We start from the raw sequence: 19,701 nt of genomic DNA on the forward strand, positions 1-19,701 counted from the left end.
TTCCCTGGAAAAGTCAGACCAAAAGTGGTGAGGACGCTAAACACCGTCTTAAATTTATTATTGCTCACGATCGCGCCGGTTTAAACCCTGAAATGATCGAGGCCATGCGCAAAGAAATTCTCGCAGTGGTCAACCGTTACGTCGATATTGACCCCGATGAAATGGAATTTTCCCTAGAAAGCGATCAACGCATGACTGCATTAATTGCTAATTTACCCATTCGTCGCGTGAAACGAGAGACAGAAACCGCGAGTACCGTCTCTGAGACTTGAAATAAAGACTTTAGGCTTGTTTCCTCATTGACAACAAAGAAAGTTCCTTATTGCCACTAATTATCAATAAAAAAAGTTCCCGATTTATCTGAATCTTAACTTTTTTTGTAAACTTAATTAATAGTTGTCCTATCACTTAAAGGTAACATTAAGGAAAACTATGATTAAGCAATTTAATTTAACAAAGGGAATAAAATCTTTGTCTGTCTTATTAGGGGTACTTCTCGCCCTTGGTTTCGCTGTTTCTCCTGCTATTGCTGAGAAAAAGGACGCAGAAGTGTCTGAAACTGAAACCGAAGTCATGGACAAAAAAGACGATGAAATGTCTGATGCCATGATGGAAAAGGAAATGGACATGGATGATGAAATGTCTGAACCAGTTGAAGGCAAGGAAATGGACATGGATGATGATGAAATGTCCATGGAAAAAGAAGGCGAAAAAGCTGAAATGAACCTTGTTGAAACCGCCGTAGCGGCTGACAACTTTGAAATCTTAGTGGCTGCTGTGAAAGCTGCAGGGTTAGTTGATACCTTATCTGGGGAACAGGAATTCACCGTATTCGCCCCCACAGACGAAGCTTTTGCTGCCTTAGGGGAAGATACCCTTGAAGAGTTACTGAAGCCTGAAAATAAGGACAAATTAACCGCTATTTTAACTTATCATGTTGTTCCTGGTGTGGTTACCTCTAGTGATCTCCAAGCCGGCAAAGTGAAAACCGTTCAAGGTAGCGATCTTGAAGTTGACTTAGGGGAAGGGGTTATGGTGGATGATGCAACCGTAGTTCAAGCGGACATCATGACCAGTAACGGCGTTATTCATGTGATCGATAAGGTAATTTTACCCTCTGAATAAGTAGAGATATTTTGATATCACTCAAGGGTTGAGATGGATATTCCCATCTCCCCTTTTTTTTTAGAAATAGCTAATAACTGCTTTAACTCTTGATATACTTGCGTTCGAGCAACTTGTACTTAGTTTTAGATTCAAAAAAAATCCTAAAATATTAGTTGTAATGATCCACAAGGATAACTTTTATGATATACTCTTTCACAATGGTAAATATTACCTTTTTTATTTATAGATGGTAATATTTACCATTACGAAACTTCATTTTCCATTTTTACACAAACTTTTCTGAAAAGCAAGTCTTTTTTAGTTCAATAATTTCTGTAGGGTGGGTTAGACGGCTATAATTTTTAGGTAATAACTAGAACATAAAAATCCGTTGTAACCCACCACTTTAGTTAAATAGTTAGGGTGATATCTTGCACGCCTTACATAAAACTCAAGAACAAACTAGAGAAAATCAATTATCAAGTAGTCACAGTCAAAACAAATCCTATTTCCCCGTTCCCTCTCCGAAACCGGCCCTTTGAATATTTAACACCTTAGTATCATCATGATTACCACGAAAACCCAAATAAAAATAATAACCGATAGTTGGATTAATTTAACTTGGGATGAATTTTCACAGTTATGGGATGATTCAACCTATGAAAAAGCCAAGTTTTATTATTACAACCAAAAAGCCAGAATTGAAATGACACCATTAGGAAATGACCACTCAAAAGACCACTCAATTATTAATTATGCTATTCATATCTATGCTGCTATCAAAAATATTCCTTTAAATGGTCATGATGCTTGTAGTTATCGCAAAATAGGAGTCAGAGAAGCACAACCTGATTTATCTTTTTATATAGGGGATAATGTTGATGTTATTCCTTATGGGACTGGTGTGATTGACTTAACTATTTATCCATCTCCTAATTTAGTCATTGAAGTTGCTAATACTTCCCTGGCAGATGATAAGGGAGAAAAACGTTTATTATACGAAGATTTTGGCGTAGAAGAATATTGGATCGTTGATGTAAAAAATATCAAAATTATTGCTTTTCAAATAGAAGATCGAGGCAGTAAAAGAATTACGCGATCGCAAGTTTTACCGAACTTAGAGATAGATATTTTAGTTCAAGCGTTACAAAAAAGTAGAGAAAATAATCATTCAGAAGTCAGTCGCTGGTTATTACAACAATTTCAAACGACTTGAAAATAATTAAACAACTTAATCATTAATTAGCGATCGCTGATCACCGATGAGAAAGAAACCTGTAAAGTAGTAAAAGTCATTTCTGCTCTAGATGATAGCCGATATAACCATTTGCATGAATATATTAACATCAAGCTACTTTGCAACCTATTTCTATTCTCCTCTCCCGTTACTGGCAACGGCAACAGAAGGAGAAACCGCCGATAGTTCTCTGGTTTTAGCCAGTGTTCTCCTCAGTTTAGTGGTCATCTATTTTGCCAGTAAATTAGGGGGTGAACTTTGTTTTCGCATTAATCTGCCTCCCGTGTTAGGGGAACTCGTGGGAGGGGTGGTCATTGGGGTGTCGGCCCTAGGGTTATTAGTTTTCCCAGAGGGGGGTTTTAGTGCGGGGGACTCCCTCCTAATGCAATTTTTACAACGAACCACCGAAGTCACCCCGGAGGGCTTAGAAGCGGTGTTTTCCTCGCAAGGAGAAGTCATTTCAGTCCTCTCAGAATTAGGGGTGATTATTCTCCTCTTTGAAATTGGCCTAGAATCGGACTTAAAAGAATTAATCCGCGTCGGTCCCCAAGCTGCGATCGTTGCAGTGGTGGGAGTGGTCACTCCCTTTGCCTTAGGAACCCTAGGGTTAGTCTATGGTTTCAATGTTCCGATTGTGCCTGCGGTGTTTGCAGGGGCGGCCTTAACGGCCACCAGTATCGGTATTACCGCTAAAGTCTTAGCCGAATTAGGGCATTTAAGTTCCTCAGAAGGACAAATTATTATCGGGGCTGCGGTTCTCGATGATATTTTAGGCATTATTGTCTTAGCTGTGGTTGCCAGTTTAGTCAAAACGGGGGAAATTCAAGTTTTTAATATTCTTTACCTCATCGTCAGCGCAGCCATTTTTCTCATAGGTGCAATTCTTTTAGGTCGTTTATTAAGTCCTTTCTACATCAAATTAGTTGATGAAATGAAGACCAGAGGGCAACTCTTACTGGTGTCTATCGGTTTTGCCTTTGTCCTGTCCTATATTGCCCAAATCATTCAGTTAGAGGGCATTCTGGGTTCCTTTGCAGCCGGTTTAGTCTTAGCCGAAACCAGCAAACGCCATGAACTCGAAGAGTTAATCATACCCATTTCTGATATTTTTGTCCCCATTTTCTTCGTGTGTGTCGGGGCAAAAACCGATTTAAGTGTGCTTAACCCTACGGTTCCCAGTAACCGAGAAGGCTTAGTCTTAGCGCTCTTTTTAATTGTGGTGGCCATCGTGGGTAAAGTGGTCACCGGCTTTACAATTTTCGGAAAACCCGACCTCAATAAATTAGCCATCGGTGTCGGTATGATTCCCAGAGGAGAGGTGGGTTTAGTGTTTGCTGGTGTGGGTTCAGCTAGTGGGGCCTTATCCCAGTCCACCGAAGCGGCCATTATCATGATGGTCATCTTAACCACCTTTTTAGCCCCTCCCTGGTTACGGATGGTCTTTAAAGAACCGGCCGTCAGTCCCCAAGAACAAGAAAGTAGTTAGTGAGAATGACCCTTTTTGATTAGTAACAAAAATAAAGCTTTGCTGACAATCAGGCAGTATTCTCGAAACCTTAGCCTTATTTTTTCGTCGTTTGGAGTTGATGAGTAAGACGGTTCCTATTACCCTGTATCAATATTAGAACCGTTATTCTCCATAGGAGTAACTATTGTGAGATTTCACTGGCTACTATTAACCATCCTCAGCACCCTGTTGTTTGCCTTGCCCGCACAAGCTGGCAGACTCCTCTTTTGGCGATATGAAAATAATCAAAATCGCCTAATTTTCACCACCGATTCACGGGTTCAACCTCGGGCCCAGTTAATCCCTAACCCGACTCGTATCGTTCTAGACTTGCCAGGAATCACCTTAGGCCGTTCTACTGTCGATCAAATGATTGGCGGAACCATTAAAAGCGTTCGTGTGGGTCAATTTAATTCCCAAACCACTCGTTTGGTGATTGAGTTAGCCCCCGGATACACCGTTGATCCCACCCAGGTTAAGGTGAGAGGGATTTCTCCAACCCAATGGACTGTAGAATTGCCTGATCCCCAACGGATTAGTAATTCTACTCCCTCTAGACCGACTCCTCGCCCCAATCCCCCTACCACTAACCCGTTACCTCAACGGCCCCTTAATCCGTCTCCGTCTTCCTCTCAAGAAGATAATAATTTCCAAGTCACCCGTAATGGTTTATTTGTTCGTTTGGACAAACAAGGACAAAATCGGGATATTAAGGTACAAGATCGCCAAGAAGAAGAGGCTAAAACCATAGAATTTACCTTACCTGGCGCATCTTTTCCCCAATCTCTGATCGATCAAACCCTTGCAGTGAATCAATATGGGGTCAGTGACGTTAAGTTTGAACAACCCTCACCCTCCCAAGGCCGTCTCACTTTGCGAGTAGCTAAGGACGGTCCAGGATGGCAAGCTTATTATTCCCGTCTAGGGGGACTGGTTTTATTACCCCAAGGGGGTTTATCCACCGTAGAAGATTTAACCGCCCCTGAGCCTTCCCCAGAGGTAAGCGTTAGCCCTGTCAAAAATCAAAATCCCACTATTTCCACCATTGAATTAACCAATAACAACGGTCAACTACTGATTCGGGCTAACGGACCGATTAAAGGAGAAGGAAGTATCGATCGCCGAACCGGAATCTTTGAAATTCGGATTCCTCAAGCTCAACTGGCTGATCCCATCACGGGTCCTCAATTGGGGCGCAATAGCCCCATTTATCAGTTAAAGGTGAGACAAGAGAATACGGATACGGTGGTGATTCAGGTTCGTCCTTCCTTGGGGGTGCGGTTTGGGGGGTTACGGCAACCCAATGCCGAAACCTTATCCCTCGAAGTCCGTTCCTTACAGACCAGTCGCCCCCCTGTCACGACTGATCCCACCGCTATCCCCGTTCCTCCTCCCCCTAACACCCCCTCTCAACCCATTAACCCTTCTAATGTGACAGGAACCCCTAGGGGAAGGGTTCTGGTGGTCATTGACCCAGGCCACGGGGGCAAAGATCCAGGGGCAGTGGGGTTAGGGGGACTCAGGGAAGTAGACGTTATTCTTCCCATTTCCTTGGAAGTGAGTCAACTCCTTAAACAGCAAGGGGTTGAAGTGATGATGACCAGAAATGCTGACTATTTTGTCAGTCTTCAGGGTCGCACTGCTATGGCTAACCGGGCTAGGGCTAATGTTTTCGTTAGTATCCATGCCAATGCGGTGGGGGGTGGGCGGTCTAATGTGAATGGGATGGAAACTTTCTATACGGGAAATCGAGAGTTAGCTGAAGCGATTCACCGTAGTATTTTACGAAATGTGACGGTTGCCAACGATCGCGGGGTCAAAAGTTCTCGGTTTTACGTCCTGAGAACCTCTAGAATGCCTTCTGCTTTAGTAGAAGTGGGTTTTGTCACGGGGACGATCGATAACGCTAGATTACGAGATCCGGCTTATCGCAGTCAAATGGCTAGGGCGATCGCTCAAGGAATTTTAGATTATATTCGGCAAAAAGGTCTCTAAATTGGTTTATGTTCTTACAATATAGTTACTAACCTATAAATTCATGGTTCAATTGTTAACTTTTCCTTTATTAACTTAATCACAACATGAGAGAGATTCAAAACAGTCCTATTGGCGTGTTTGATAGTGGTGTGGGAGGATTGACTGTTTTACGGGAACTTTACCGACAGTTACCCCAAGAATCCATCCTATATTTTGCTGATACGGCACGACTTCCCTACGGTAATCGTGAGGCGGCGGAAATTTTACAGTTTGTTCGAGAAATTCTCGTCTGGATGACCGGGCAAAATGTCAAAATGGTGATCATGGCTTGTAATACCAGTTCTGCCTTAGCCCTCGAAGCCGTGCGTCAAGAGTTTGATATTCCGATTTTAGGGGTCATTTTACCCGGTGCCAAAGCTGCCGTTAAACAAGGCAAGCGCATTGGGGTTATTTCCACTCCGGCTACGGCTAAAAGCCAAGCCTATCGTCAAGCCATTCAAGAAATTAATCCGGAGGCTCACGTTTGGCAAGTGGGTTGTCCTCAGTTTGTCCCTCTGATTGAACAAAATCGCATTTGGGATGTTTATACCAAACAAGTGGCTAAGGACTATCTTAGCCCATTACTCGCCCATAATATTGATACCTTGGTCTACGGTTGTACCCATTACCGCCACTTAGAAGCCCTGATCAAGACGATTATTCCTCCTACGGTGAAACTAATCGATCCAGCGAGTTATGTGGTTCAGGCGGCTAAAAAAGAGTTAGAGTTGATGGGATTAAGTAAACTGTCTCCGGCTTTACCCACCCGTTTTGCGGTCAGTGGTTGCTCGGATACCTTCTCAAAACTCTCTCAGCAATGGTTAGGTTATTGCCCCTTTGTCGAGTCAGTGTCTTTGCCCGTTGGTTTTAGTTCTACCCTGGCCAAAGAGCAAGTCGAAGTGTTTGAATAAGTGTAAGGATTGGTTATTGATCTGATCTCCTCACACCGTTACCAATCCTTTATCCTTGTTAAGTATTCAGTTGTTATGGTCTTAGGTTTGATTAAACAATTGTCTTATCCGAGATCACGAGGAGGTGGAGATAACCACTTACCCGTACGTTTAGCGAGTATTAACAATCCGTAGATCATTAACAAATAGAGAGCGGCGAGAAACAGTGTGATCACAGGCATCTTCTTGTCTTCAAGTTATTATTGCTAAGGTGGACATTGTGTTATAATTAAGGGGTTGAGATTTTTTTCAGGTAGCTCAAAGTAGCAGCAGTTTCACGACACCTACTGCCTTAAGCCCACAAGTAACAACCAAAGTCTTGGATGAACTTGCAACTAAGATATTTCACTTTAACAGAACTATAACAGAATTCGACCGTTGCTCAACGCTAGTCGTTTTCTACATCTGCTAGTTCTCTGCAAACAGAGTAGTCACTCTGTCAGGTGATTGCATCAGCTGTTAGCCAGTGACGGCTAACCATTACCTCTTTCCTAAAAGTTGCTTAAGAACAATAGCTTATCTATCAGCCTTTTAGGACAGAGGGGTAAATTCTTAAAACCCTTATTATTAACTTAACACAAGAATTCGGAAATGGATAATTTTTTTCGGGATTTTACAGGAGTTTAACAACTTGTTTGCAAGAAAATGGTCAATTAAGTTTCTTTGTCTGGAAGGTTAGCTTAAAATAAATACAACAATATGTAAACTTTCGTAACTGAATAACTAGGTTTGACTAACCGCATGATCTCAACAACCTCTTTCTTTTCCCCTGTAGAAGACGACTTACGCCTTTTGACAGACAACCTCAAACGCTTAGTGGGGGCGCGTCATCCCATCCTTGGGGCAGCGGCCGAACACCTATTTGATGCAGGGGGTAAACGCATTCGTCCGGCCATCGTTTTATTAGTGTCACGGGCTACAATGTTAGATCGTGAAATCACCCCTCGTCATCGCAGATTAGCAGAAATTACGGAAATGATCCACACTGCCAGTTTAGTCCATGATGATGTGGTGGATGAAGCAGCCCTACGGCGCAATGTCCCCACGGTTAACAGTTTGTTTGATAACCGTATTGCTGTCTTAGCAGGAGACTTTTTATTTGCTCAATCTTCTTGGTACTTAGCTAACCTAGATAATCTAGAAGTGGTTAAATTACTCTCAGAAGTGATTCGTGATTTTGCTGAGGGGGAAATCTTCCAAGGGATTAATCGCTTTGATACCAGTTTGACTTTAGATGCTTATTTAGACAAAAGCTACTATAAAACCGCTTCTTTAATCGCTAACAGTGCCAAATCTGCTGGCATTTTAAGCGATGCTTCTACGGAAGTGATTGATAGTCTTTACGCTTACGGAAGGTATCTCGGACTGGCTTTTCAAATCGTTGATGATATCCTCGATTTTACCTCACCGACAGAAGTTTTAGGGAAGCCGGCCGGTTCAGACTTAATCAGTGGTAATATCACAGCCCCTGCTTTATTTGCCATGGAAGAAACTCCCTATTTAAAAACATTAATTGAACGAGAGTTTAGCGAAGAGGAGGACATTGACAAAGCTTTATCTATTATTAAAGAAAGTCAAGGCATTGCTAGAGCTAGGGAGTTAGCCTCTTATCATGCTCAACTTGCCCTTAAACAGTTAGATTGTTTAAAGCCTTCTCAATATTCCCAATCCTTAACGGATTTGGTTGATTATGTTTTGAGTCGTCTTTACTAACATTTTTCTTGTTTTTCCCACTGTTCTCGTTTAAAAATCGTTTTGAAAAAATTAGGTTAATTAATAACTTTTTTAACCGTTGCCTTGTCATGGGTTAAGGCTGTTTGCTATTTTAAAAGGATTAACGATTATTTACTGAATCTCTTTTAAATAGAAGTGTCTTACGCCCTTGACTTTGGTACCAGCAATACAGTGATCACCCGTGTCAACCCCGTGACACGAGAAACCGAGATCGTAAAAATTCCAGGGTTGTCTCAACAACTGGGAAATAATCCTCCTTTAATTCCTAGTTTAGTTTATGTTGAAAATGCCAAGAATCCTAATATTTGGGTAGGTCAAACCGTGCGTGATCGCGGTTTAGATTTATCCAATAATTCGAGATTTTTTCGACAGTTTAAACGGGGAATAGGGGCGAATATTCAAGGGTTTTTACCTGAATTAGATGAAACGTCTGTCACCTTTGAAAAAATAGGGGAATGGTTTTTAAATCATGTCATTGAACAGTTGAAAAATGAATCAGCAACCCCTTTAGATTCCTTGGTTTTAACGGTTCCTGTGGATAGTTTTGAAACCTATCGCCACTGGTTAGGGAATGTTTGTCAAGGGTGGAATATTGACCAAGTTAGATTATTAGATGAACCCACAGCCGCCGCTTTAGGATACGGAACCACAGAAGAAGAATTATTATTAGTCTTAGATTTTGGTGGGGGAACCGTTGATTTATCTTTGGTTAAATTAGGCTCAGAAAATTTACAAAAAAACCAAGGATTTATTTTAAAATGGGGTCAAAAGTTTTTAGGAGAAAGTAAAAGCCAAAAGCCTAAAATGGCTCGGGTTTTAGCTAAAGCAGGGGCAAATTTAGGGGGATCAGATATTGATAATTTGCTCATTAATTATTTTACAAAAACTCAAGATGTTCCTGTTTCTTCTTTAACATTAAGGTTAGCAGAACGACTGAAAATAAAGTTATCTTCTCAAGAAAAAGCTAACGAAGTTTATTTTAATGATGAAACCTTAGACAGTTATGAGTTAGCATTAGATCGAGATGAATTTGAAAGTATCTTAAAAGAAGAACAATTTTTTACTAAATTAGACGAATTAATGAGCCAAGTTTTGCAACAAGCAAGACGAAATGGTATCGAAAAAAATGATATTGACGGGATCTTATTAGTGGGGGGTACGGTACAAATTCCGGCCGTACAAACCTGGGTAAAACAATATTTTGATGAAGATAAAATTAAATGCGATCGCCCCTTTTCTGCCATTGCTGAAGGTGCGTTAAAATTAGCTGAAGGATTTGAGGTAAAAGACTTCCTTTATCATAGTTATGGTATTAGATATTGGAACCGTCGTAAAAAGTGCCATAGTTGGCATTCTATTATTAAATCAGGGCAATCTTATCCTATGAATGAACCGATAGAAATTAAGTTAGGTGCATCTATTGAAAATCAACTCAGTATTGAATTAATTATTGGGGAATTAGGGTCAGAAACTGGGGGAACAGAAGTCTATTTTGATGGGGATAGGTTAGTCACTCGTTCATTAGGCAATGAACAAAGCAATGTACAAGCTTTAAACGATAGAGATGGGGCGAGAACTTTGGCTAAATTAGAGCCTTTAGGGATGCCTGGAAGTGATAGAATTAAGTTACAATTTTGGGTCGATGAACAGCGATTTTTAAGGGTAAGCGTTGAGGATTTATTAACACAAAATAGTTTAGTTGAGAATCAAATTGTAGCAGAGTTAAGCTAGGATTTAATAAGTGATTCATCTCAATCAATTATTAATCGACATTCTTTGATATATTGATGACTCAATATAATAGTTTTACTCCTAGCTTTAAGGCAAGTAATTACGGTTTCCGTCTTGTTTGCTAATGTCCTAGGGCTGAATATTATCAAGGGACAAAAGATAATCATCTTATGTTAGCCTTGTAATTAACCAGTAGAAAGGAAAGATTTAATTATGCAAGAACAATTAATAGTAACTTATGATGGTTCAGCTTTTTATCCAGAAGAAAAGATCACATTAGAACCTAATACCCGTTATACCATTCAAATTATTTCTCAAGAAAAACCACAAGAAACAACAACGAAAAATGCTTGGGATCTCCTCGAAGAAATGGAAGGATCTTATGCAGCACCCGAAGACTGGTCAAGTGAACATGATCATTATCTATATGGTACACCGAAAAAAAGTGATAATTAATGACTCAAGATCGATTTTTTCTAGATACTGTTTTTATTCAGGCTATTCTTAACTCCCGTGATCAATATCATCAACTTGCAAAAGAATTTTTACCCCGTGTACGAAATGCAAAAGAGGTTTGGATAACAGAAGCTATTTTTATGGAAGTTGGTAACGCACTTAGTAACTATAACCGTCAAAAAGTTTCTGCCTTTATTCAACAATGTTATTCAACTGATAACATTTCAGTTGTTAATATTACTCCTCAACTTTTTCAAGAAGGATTAACATTATATGGTTCTAGACAAGACAAATATTGGGGTTTAGTTGATTGTATTTCATTTATAGTTATGGACGAACAAAAATTAACCGATGCGCTTACCTCAGATATTCATTTTGTTCAAGCAGGTTTTCAAGCTTTATTACGATAAATAAATATTCAACATCACAATAACTATCAAACCCATCCGCTACAATAAAATATAGTAGTCAAAAAATAAACAAACCCTATAAACTGTTTTACTTCTGACTTCTGAGTTCTAACTTCTGACTTCCAAACTATGACCCTTACCACTCCCGTTGACTTCCAGGATAGCTTTGATATCATCGTAGTGGGTGCTGGCCATTCTGGGTGTGAAGCAGCCCTCGCAGCAGCCCGTTTAGGGTGTCGTACCCTAATGTTAACCCTCAACCTCGATCGCATTGCTTGGCAACCCTGTAACCCCGCAGTGGGAGGACCGGCAAAGTCTCAGTTAACCCATGAAGTGGACGCTTTAGGGGGCGAGATCGGCAAAATGGCCGATCGCACCTATTTACAAAAACGGGTTCTCAACTCTTCACGAGGACCGGCAGTTTGGGCGTTACGGGCGCAGACGGATAAGCGAGAATATTCGGCAGTGATGAAGGAAATTGTCGAAAATCAAGATAATTTAAGCATTCGTGAAGGAATGGTCACGGATCTGGTATTAGGTAAGAATGATGAAGTTATTGGAATACAAACCTATTTCGGGACTTGTTTCGAGGCCAAAGCCGTTATTTTGACCACCGGAACCTTTTTAGGGGGAAGATATGGATCGGTAATAAGTCCATGGAAGCAGGCAGGGCCGGAGAGTTTGCTGCGGTGGGTTTGACGGAAACCCTTAATGACTTGGGGTTTGAAACGGGAAGACTGAAAACCGGAACCCCGGCCAGAGTCGATAAGCGATCGGTAGACTATTCTAAGTTAGAACCTCAACCCCCCGATGAAGAGGTACGCTGGTTTAGCTTTGATCCTGATGTTTGGGTCGAAAAAGAACAGATGAATTGTTATCTCACCCGAACCACTTCTAAAACTCATCAATTGATCAAAGATAACTTACATTTGTCTCCTATTTATGGCGGTTTTATTGATTCAAAAGGACCTCGTTATTGTCCGTCTATTGAGGATAAAATTGTTAGATTCGCAGACAAAGAAAGCCATCAAATTTTTATCGAACCAGAAGGAAGAGAAATACCAGAATTGTATATTCAAGGGTTTTCCACTGGTTTACCGGAAAACATACAATTAGCCATGTTAAGAACCCTTCCAGGGCTAGAAATTGTGTCATGTTGCGTCCTGCTTATGCCGTGGAATATGACTTTTTACCAGCAACCCAATGTTACCCTACTTTGATGACTAAGAAGATTCAAGGTTTATTTTGTGCAGGACAAGTTAACGGAACAACCGGTTATGAAGAAGCAGCCGCACAAGGTATTGTGGCAGGAATAAATGCGGTTAAATTTGTTAACAATGAAGAGATGATTATCTTCCCTAGAGAAGAAAGTTATCTCGGTACGTTAATTGATGATTTATGTACCAAAGACCTCAGAGAACCCTATCGAATGCTAACCTCTCGGTCAGAATATCGTTTAATTTTACGGTCTGATAATGCTGATCAAAGAATGACTCCATTAGGCCGAGAAATTGGGCTGATTGATGATCGTCGTTGGGCATTATTTGAACAAAAACAGGCTAATATTATAGCTGAAAAAGAGCGACTTTATGAAACAAGAATTAAAGAAAGGGATGAGGTAGCCATTAAAATTGTTAATGATACTCAACAGAAGATCAAAGGGTCAGCAACTTTAGCAGACTTATTACGTCGTCCTAAGTTCCATTATCAACATTTAGAACAATATGGCTTAGGAAATAAAGACTTAACCATAGTAGAAAAAGAAGGGGCAGAAATTGACATTAAATATTCAGGTTATTTGAAACGTCAACAAATTCAAATTGATCAAATTACCCGACATAGTAATAAAAAATTGCCCTCAGACCTTGATTATATGACTATAGACACCCTTTCTATGGAAGCGAGGGAAAAATTGACAAAAGTGCGTCCTTTGACCCTTGGACAAGCCTCTCGTATTGGTGGCGTGAATCCTGCTGATATTAACGCTTTATTGGTTTATTTAGAATTGCGATCTCGTTATCAATCTGTTTAAGTTTTTAAGTCTAATCAGTTTAGAGGAATCGAAAGGTTAAGAGTAGCTATTGAGTAGAACAATCATGTAGGGTGGGCATTGCCCACCTTACAATAACTTTATTATCTCTACCTAGTTAATTTAATCAATCCATTCAGGAACACGAACCCTAAGATTACCCTCCGGAGTAATAGAAATTTCACCCCCTAACGCTTGAATTTCTCCTAATGCTCGCTCAATCATTTCGTCATTAGTCGCACCAGATAAAACTTGAGACCATGCCCCAATTTGAGCCTTACGACTGTCAGGATTTTCTTCTAAAAACTTAACCGTTTGTCGCCTTCTTTGGGCAACGGCTTTACTGTTATATTTATCGTCTTCAGGATAGGTATCAGCCCAATTTGCAGCCATCGTATTAGAGTTTTTGGCTGCTTCTACATCCCCTAAAAACAATAATTCATCCACCCCTTTATAAATCCATAAATAATAAGGTGGATAGACAGGGGAGGTCATTTTAGGAGGGGTTTTTTCTAAACTTTGTTGTAATAAGTCAACACTTTTCTGAGGAAAGGCGGCAAAAATAGAAGTAGATACCGCTAATTTAAGATTAGCATCAACAAAACGGGGATCATTATCCACCACTAACTCGAAATAGTCCGGACTTAGAGGATATCCCGTCTGTTTACGAGCGTCTCCATCACCAAAATATTGAATAAATCTCAAGTAAAACCAATCAGCTAGTAAGTTACCATACCCTAAACTGGGTAACCCTTTATATACATTTAATTGTACTTTTTCTAGTTGTTGTTGTTTTTCATACTCTTCTTTTGTTAACTGTTCATTGCTAGGATTAATTAAAGATTTTTGTAGCCAAATTACCCCAGTTAAGCTGAGGGCAATAATGGCTATTGTTCCTATCATTTTTCCTAACTGTTGTTGGGGTAATGTGCTATTCATTGATGATTCAATCTACTATTATATTGAGGTCTTATCATCTCTATTATTCCCTGAAACAGTGACTTTATTATCACTCCTCAATATTTTGTTAACTTTTGCTCAAATAACCTAATTAGAACCACTACCCAATAAAAAAAGACTGATTAAAGTACCACTATTCCAGAGACTATGTAATAACATAGACGAGAGAAGATTACGGGACTTTGTATAAACCATTCCTAATACAATTCCGAGAACAGTTAATGGCAGAACTTCTGAAAGATTCAGATGAGCAACGGCGAAGATTAAACTACTAATTCCGATAGCTGCCCATAGGGGAATATACCGAGTTAAAGAGGGTAATAAAAAGCCACGAAACATAATTTCTTCGTAAAAAGGAGCAGCAATGGCGGCAGTAAAGTAAAAGATAGCTAAAACCACGATATCTTGCCCTTCTAAAGCTAAGGAAAGTAAGGGGTTACTTCCTCCTTGTCCATCCCAAATATTTTGGTTAATTAATGAAATAATGACCACTAAAGGTAAGGCGACTAAATAACCCCCAACTCCCCAAACTATCCAGTTACTTAACCAATTAAAATTAAACCAACCTTTAGGTAAAGGGAAAAAAGGTTTGATGGATAAATAAAGAACTCCTATCCCTCCTATAGACATAGCAACATAGCTACCTAAAACATAAAAAGCTTTTCCTCGTAGGGTTAATTCAGTTAAATTGATGTTGAGAAAGCTAACAAGAATCGGTAAAACAATTTGTCCAAAAAAGAGAAAACCCACGACTAAAACTTGCCAAGGAATTTCTAATGTCCAGGGAGTTTTCCATTTGAATCTTTCATCGATAGCTAAAATAGAAGATTCTTTTTTAACGGCTAATTGAACCAGAGAAAAGATAATAATTCCGATTCCTATTAATCCTCCTAATACCGGAATAATCGCAACAATGGTTAATTTAATTAGGGCTTTTTGGGCTGCTTCTTGTTCTTTTTCTTGTAAACTAACTAAATCATTATTTCTATTTTGTACTTGGTAAAGTTGATTGAGAGAATAATAGCGAAACCATCCATTGAGTTCATTTTTAATTGTTGATTCTGAGTCAGATAAAACCGAAGGTTTATCATCCCATAAATGGCTAAGAATATCCGCAGTATAATGGACAGAAGGAGAGAAAGATAATAATTCTATATTATCTAAGGTTCCTAACCCTTGGGTTCGATTTCCTTGGGCAATTTCTAATAGTCCTATTTTAATTTTTATGGTTTCAATTTCTTCTTTTTGTCGATTAACTTCTGTTTGTAATTTTTGTTGTTCATTCGTTGCTGAAAAAATAGGAATAGAATTAATAGTGGTTTCTGATTCTTGGATAAGATCAGATTGTTGATTAATAATTTCTAAATTAGTTTCTAATTGAGTTAAGTTTTTCTGTGATAGCTTAAGGGCTTCTTTATATTGTTTGAGGGCAGCTTCATCAGGATTTTTTCCTAAAACTGATTCACGAATTTGCTCAAATTCACTAATATTATCTCCTGAAAATTCTGAAGCTTGCAGCACTAAGTTAGTTTGATAAAGTTGTAAATTAGACTGAACTTGTGGTTGATTAATACTACCAATGAGTGATAAGATAACTGGAATTAATGAAATAATAGTTAAAACAATTAATATTATTCTTTTAGTTGTCATTAAACTCTCTCTAATAATTTTGACTATGGCTTATGGGTTGAAATCAAAATAAATTGATTGACTTCTCCTAGTATTTTAACATCAGTTAACTTTAAATTGTCAAAAGTTTCCTTATCTAATAACAAATAAGATGATGTTGTAGCTAGTTTTTCTAATGTGTTATTATCTTTAGCAAGTATTTGGCGATCGCTATAAAAATCTAAACTAGGACGACTATAGTCAAATGAAGTATAAATAATGGTATTTTGAGGTGTATTCTCTTTAATTAGACTCGCTACAGGTTTCACCTCAAATGCTTCATTAAGTTCCCATACCCAAGCTTTAGACATTACAAATAAACTCAAACTAATATATAATCCAATTATAAGAATAATAGCAAATTTAGAGGAATTATCTTTAAATTTTTTCCCTGTTAATAAAAAAGTTATACCTAGAATTACAGACATAACAAAAAGTAGCAATTCTTGGGTTTCTTGCCATAGATAAATCCCTCCGATAATAATTAAAGCACTCAGAAAAAAGAAACTAAAAGCTAACCATTTAGGATAATAGGTTTCTTTTTCATATAAATTAAATAAATAATAGCCAACACTGACAGCAAAAAAAGGATAAACTGGCATAATATACCAAGGTAGTTTTGTTCCCATTAAGGTTATAATTATTAAGAAAAGAATCAACCCTGTTAATACTAACTTTGCCCAACTATTTCGACGCTGCTGCCAAGCTAAAATTAATCCATTAGGTAAAAATAGTAACCAAGGTAAACTATATTTGATCAATTCAAGCACATAATACCATGGTGAACCACTATTTCCCTCTACTGCGGTAGATAAGCGGTCAAAATTTTGTTGAAAAAAATGAACTTGAATAAATTGTTCACCATAATAATTGATTTGTAAAAAATACCAACTGACTACGGGTAAAAATCCAATTAATAACCCTAACCATAACATAGGATTTTTTAGTAAAATTTTAGGATTATCCCAAAGAATATAAATCCCCAAAATTCCACCCAATGCTAAAGCTAAAATGCCTTTACTTAATGCAATTAATCCTATTCCAACACCAAAACCAATCGCCCATACTGGGTGTTTTTTGGCCTTCAATAAAGATAAAATAGAAAAAAGCAAAAAAGTGTTAATAATACCATCTATCATGGCTAAACGTCCATGACGTACCATGGGTAATAAAGTTAAATAAACTAGACTACCTAAAATAGCTGGCTGTTGTTTAGAAAATAAATTTTTTCCGACTAAATAGAGTAAAGGAACCCCGAAAGCAGTTAACAAAGCACAAGTAAAACGAGTGGAAAATTCACTTATTCCTATCAAGTGATAACTAATATTAATAAGCCAAATAATTAAAGGGGGTTTGAGTAAAAAAGGTTGATCTTCATAAGTTAAAAAAAGCCAGTTTCCTGACTGAAACATATCTTGTGCAACTTTAGCATAATAGCCTTCATCCCAATCTCTTAAAGGAACATTACCTAAACTTAAAAGCCATAAAAACAAAGCTAAAATCAACAGTAGAAAAAACCATGTAGTATCATTTTTTGTCTTAATTTTAAACATATTTTTTACCTGGATTTAGAAGATGATTTGACTAAATAAAGATAATATTTTTCATTATAAATAAAAGATTGAGTAAATTTTTCTATAAATTCAATCCTTAAGTTGGGGGATGAACCTAAAAATTCTCGATTTAGAATAAGTAAAATATTTTTATCTTCACTAGCTATAATTTGACTCATTTGCTTAATAATTTCAGCATCATCCACTATGTTTCTATCATTAGTAAAAAGAACATAACTACCCATTTCTTTAGTTTCAGGATAGTATATTTTCTGGTTCAGATAACCACTAATAGGGGCAATGGTAAAATCTTCACTACCAACAAGAAAATGCTCTGATAAATCATTATTTTTTATAAATTCTGCCGTCACTTTACTACTAGAATAGGGGGTGATTAAGTCCCGACTAAATGCAACGACTCCTGCAATCACTTGTAACCACAGTATCATTAATATAAAAGATTTTTTGTGATAGTGAGCAAAACTTGACCAATGAGAAATTATTTTTGAGAATTGATGAGAGATTTTATCTAAAAATTTGAGAATAACTTGAGAATTAGCATAATAACTTTCTATCCATAAAGCAACAATAAGAATTATATATAGATGGCCATAATGTCTTTGAGAACCTAAAAATTTAGCATAAGTAAAAGCCAGGATTTCTAAACTTGCTAGGGAATAAAATAATAAAGCTATGGGTTTTTTAATCATCATTAACATAGAAAACCCGAATAAACCTAGAGAAAAAAACGAGAATATGAATAAATCTAAAGGTTTAGAATCACTAGGAATAATCACTAAAATATAACTACGCCAAACTCTGGTAATAGTTTGGGTTAAACGATTAAAATCAAAGTAAAAAAACCATTGACTAGCCCCCCTTGTAAGGTACTATCAGAAGGAGGTAATAACATAAATACTGATAGGAATATTCCCAATAAAAAGAGAAGGGAAGCAACAACAAAATTATAGTTACTCGCCTTTGTTTCATACTGAAAATAATGGCTAAACAGATACTCGATAGTTAAAGTCAAGCCTAACCCTAAAGATATCAGTAAACAATAAGCATTCGTATTAGCCATCATAGCTAAAATAAATCCTAGCGGAATATAAGATTTATGGCGAGTATTGAAACAAGCACAAAAGAGAAAAATTGATAAAACCCCAATGCCATAATTACGACTAATTAAAGAATATTCATAAATCGGTAAATAACCAAAGCTAAATAAGGCTTTTTGAGTTTTAGTAAAAGGAGAAAAAACAATAAAAAGAGCAATAGTCGCTACAGCAATTAACCAATGCAATAATTGCATCGCTATGGGATTAGCTGTTAATTGGTTTAAAATCCATAAAAAAATATACCAAATTAAAGGATGTCCTTCATATTTAATATTCTCAAAAAAATCAATAAAAGAATAACTATCTCTAGCAATCAACCAACCGTTTAACTCATCACGCCACATAGCATGATTTAAAATACCCACTAAGGTGATGATGGCAAAAATAACAATTAAACCGATTTCAAAACTATTATTTTTGTTGTCCTTCCCAGAAGACAATTGAGAAAAAAATTTTTCTTTCAAAATCATAGATTATAAAAAATACTTCAAAACTATCAATAAGAAATCTGACAAATATCAAAATAAGTTTAGTATAAAGTCCCAAGAACCTGTAATCTAGAAATTGATAATTCCGAGAGAGGATAGGAAGATTGACTACTCGCGTTATTATAGTGCGTCATGGACAAAGCAGCTACAACGCTCAAAGATTAATTCAAGGGCGTAGCGATGAATCGGTGGTAACAGAAAAAGGCCGCCAAGACGCTCAAAAAGTTGGTAATACCTTAAGTTCTTTACCCATTGATGCTATTTATTGTAGTCCTTTACAACGGGCAAAAACCACCGCAGAAATTATACAAAATTGCTTCAAACAAGCTCCCCCCTATCACCCAATGAACAACTAAGAGAAGTAGACCTTCCGTTGTGGGAAAAGTTGCATAAAGACAAAGTAGCCCAGCAATTTCCTGATGACTATAAATGCTGGAAAGAACGCCCCCATGAATTTAAAATGGTTTTGTCAACTTCACAAGGACAACAAGACCATTTTCCAGTGCTTTCCCTTTATCAACAAGCACAAGAATTTTGGCAAAACTTACTAGAAAAGCACCCAAATCAAACCATTTTAATTGTCGCTCATAACGGCATTAATCGTTGTTTAATTATGAGTGCCATTGGTGTTCCCCCCTCCCATTATCACCGCATTCAACAGTCTAATTGTTGTATTAATGTCTTAAATTTTACAGGGGGTTGGGGAGAAACCGTGCAACTCGAATCCCTTAATCAAA

General features: G+C 37.8%; 13 protein-coding genes and 3 pseudogenes. 12 read left to right on the top strand and 4 right to left on the bottom strand.

Features of this window, described 5'->3' with window-relative positions:
- From minE to mnmG, 11 genes and pseudogenes are all read left to right on the top strand, one after another.
- Positions 1–272, top strand: a 272-nt coding sequence (minE, locus tag C4E06_RS04310) for a cell division topological specificity factor MinE (protein WP_107666974.1), incomplete at its 5' end; no start/stop codon positions are given.
- 160 nt (positions 273–432) lie between these two features.
- Positions 433–1,125, top strand: a complete 693-nt coding sequence (locus C4E06_RS04315) for a fasciclin domain-containing protein (RefSeq protein ID WP_107666975.1) — start codon at positions 433–435, stop codon at positions 1,123–1,125.
- A gap of 547 nt (positions 1,126–1,672) precedes the next feature.
- Positions 1,673–2,323, top strand: a complete 651-nt coding sequence (locus tag C4E06_RS04320; RefSeq protein ID WP_107666976.1) for a Uma2 family endonuclease — start codon at positions 1,673–1,675, stop codon at positions 2,321–2,323.
- A gap of 115 nt (positions 2,324–2,438) precedes the next feature.
- Entirely contained in the window at positions 2,439–3,830 is a 1,392-nt protein-coding gene (locus C4E06_RS04325) for a cation:proton antiporter (protein ID WP_198648304.1), read from the top strand.
- A 168-nt stretch (positions 3,831–3,998) separates the two neighbouring features.
- Complete coding sequence (locus C4E06_RS04330) at positions 3,999–5,846, top strand: N-acetylmuramoyl-L-alanine amidase (RefSeq protein ID WP_107666978.1); 1,848 nt, start codon at positions 3,999–4,001, stop codon at positions 5,844–5,846.
- A gap of 86 nt (positions 5,847–5,932) precedes the next feature.
- Positions 5,933–6,778 carry a glutamate racemase gene (murI, locus tag C4E06_RS04335; protein ID WP_107666979.1) on the top strand — a complete coding sequence of 282 codons (846 nt, stop codon included), beginning with the start codon at positions 5,933–5,935 and terminating at the stop codon, positions 6,776–6,778.
- A gap of 780 nt (positions 6,779–7,558) precedes the next feature.
- The gene (sds, locus tag C4E06_RS04340; RefSeq protein ID WP_107666980.1) at positions 7,559–8,530 is read left to right on the top strand and encodes a solanesyl diphosphate synthase; all 972 of its coding nucleotides are present in this window, start codon (positions 7,559–7,561) and stop codon (positions 8,528–8,530) included.
- 156 nt (positions 8,531–8,686) lie between these two features.
- Positions 8,687–10,282: an Hsp70 family protein gene (locus C4E06_RS04345; protein ID WP_107666981.1), complete on the top strand. Its 1,596-nt coding sequence runs from the start codon at positions 8,687–8,689 to the stop codon at positions 10,280–10,282.
- Between the two features lie 213 nt (positions 10,283–10,495).
- Entirely contained in the window at positions 10,496–10,738 is a 243-nt protein-coding gene (locus tag C4E06_RS04350; RefSeq protein WP_107666982.1) for a hypothetical protein, read from the top strand.
- Positions 10,738–11,148, top strand: coding sequence for a type II toxin-antitoxin system VapC family toxin (locus C4E06_RS04355; protein ID WP_009544845.1), 411 nt, complete (start codon positions 10,738–10,740; stop codon positions 11,146–11,148). Before C4E06_RS04350 ends, C4E06_RS04355 begins: the two co-directional genes overlap by 1 nt.
- A gap of 129 nt (positions 11,149–11,277) precedes the next feature.
- Positions 11,278–13,180 (top strand): annotated as a pseudogene (gene mnmG, locus C4E06_RS04360) (tRNA uridine-5-carboxymethylaminomethyl(34) synthesis enzyme MnmG).
- A 120-nt stretch (positions 13,181–13,300) separates the two neighbouring features.
- Here mnmG and C4E06_RS04365 read toward each other — a convergent pair.
- The 4 genes and pseudogenes from C4E06_RS04365 to C4E06_RS29445 form a co-directional block, all read right to left on the bottom strand.
- Complete coding sequence (locus C4E06_RS04365) at positions 13,301–14,116, bottom strand: hypothetical protein (protein WP_107666983.1); 816 nt, start codon at positions 14,114–14,116, stop codon at positions 13,301–13,303.
- Positions 14,117–14,224: 108 nt separating this feature from the next.
- Positions 14,225–15,787 (bottom strand): type II CAAX prenyl endopeptidase Rce1 family protein, encoded by a 1,563-nt coding sequence (locus tag C4E06_RS04370; RefSeq protein ID WP_107666984.1) that lies wholly within the window; start codon positions 15,785–15,787, stop codon positions 14,225–14,227.
- A 23-nt stretch (positions 15,788–15,810) separates the two neighbouring features.
- Positions 15,811–17,358 (bottom strand): glycosyltransferase family 39 protein, encoded by a 1,548-nt coding sequence (locus C4E06_RS04375; RefSeq protein ID WP_107666985.1) that lies wholly within the window; start codon positions 17,356–17,358, stop codon positions 15,811–15,813.
- A gap of 5 nt (positions 17,359–17,363) precedes the next feature.
- Positions 17,364–18,946 (bottom strand): annotated as a pseudogene (locus tag C4E06_RS29445) (hypothetical protein).
- Positions 18,947–19,068: 122 nt separating this feature from the next.
- Here C4E06_RS29445 and C4E06_RS04385 point away from each other — a divergent pair.
- A pseudogene (locus tag C4E06_RS04385) lies at positions 19,069–19,701 on the top strand (histidine phosphatase family protein); the annotation flags it as partial.

Origin of the sequence: Cyanothece sp. BG0011, from assembly GCF_003013815.1 — a bacterium.
GTDB lineage: Bacteria > Cyanobacteriota > Cyanobacteriia > Cyanobacteriales > Microcystaceae > Crocosphaera.

Excerpts from the sequence above, each read along its gene's own strand:
- C4E06_RS04315 (WP_107666975.1), top strand. The coding sequence starts at position 433 with ATGATTAAGCAATTTAATTTAACAAAGGGAATAAAATCTTTGTCTGTC.
- C4E06_RS04320 (WP_107666976.1), top strand. The coding sequence starts at position 1,673 with ATGATTACCACGAAAACCCAAATAAAAATAATAACCGATAGTTGGATT.
- C4E06_RS04325 (WP_198648304.1), top strand. The coding sequence starts at position 2,439 with ATGAATATATTAACATCAAGCTACTTTGCAACCTATTTCTATTCTCCT.
- murI (WP_107666979.1), top strand. The coding sequence starts at position 5,933 with ATGAGAGAGATTCAAAACAGTCCTATTGGCGTGTTTGATAGTGGTGTG.
- sds (WP_107666980.1), top strand. The coding sequence starts at position 7,559 with ATGATCTCAACAACCTCTTTCTTTTCCCCTGTAGAAGACGACTTACGC.
- C4E06_RS04350 (WP_107666982.1), top strand. The coding sequence starts at position 10,496 with ATGCAAGAACAATTAATAGTAACTTATGATGGTTCAGCTTTTTATCCA.
- C4E06_RS04355 (WP_009544845.1), top strand. The coding sequence starts at position 10,738 with ATGACTCAAGATCGATTTTTTCTAGATACTGTTTTTATTCAGGCTATT.
- C4E06_RS04365 (WP_107666983.1), bottom strand. The coding sequence starts at position 14,116 with ATGAATAGCACATTACCCCAACAACAGTTAGGAAAAATGATAGGAACA.
- C4E06_RS04370 (WP_107666984.1), bottom strand. The coding sequence starts at position 15,787 with ATGACAACTAAAAGAATAATATTAATTGTTTTAACTATTATTTCATTA.
- C4E06_RS04375 (WP_107666985.1), bottom strand. The coding sequence starts at position 17,358 with ATGTTTAAAATTAAGACAAAAAATGATACTACATGGTTTTTTCTACTG.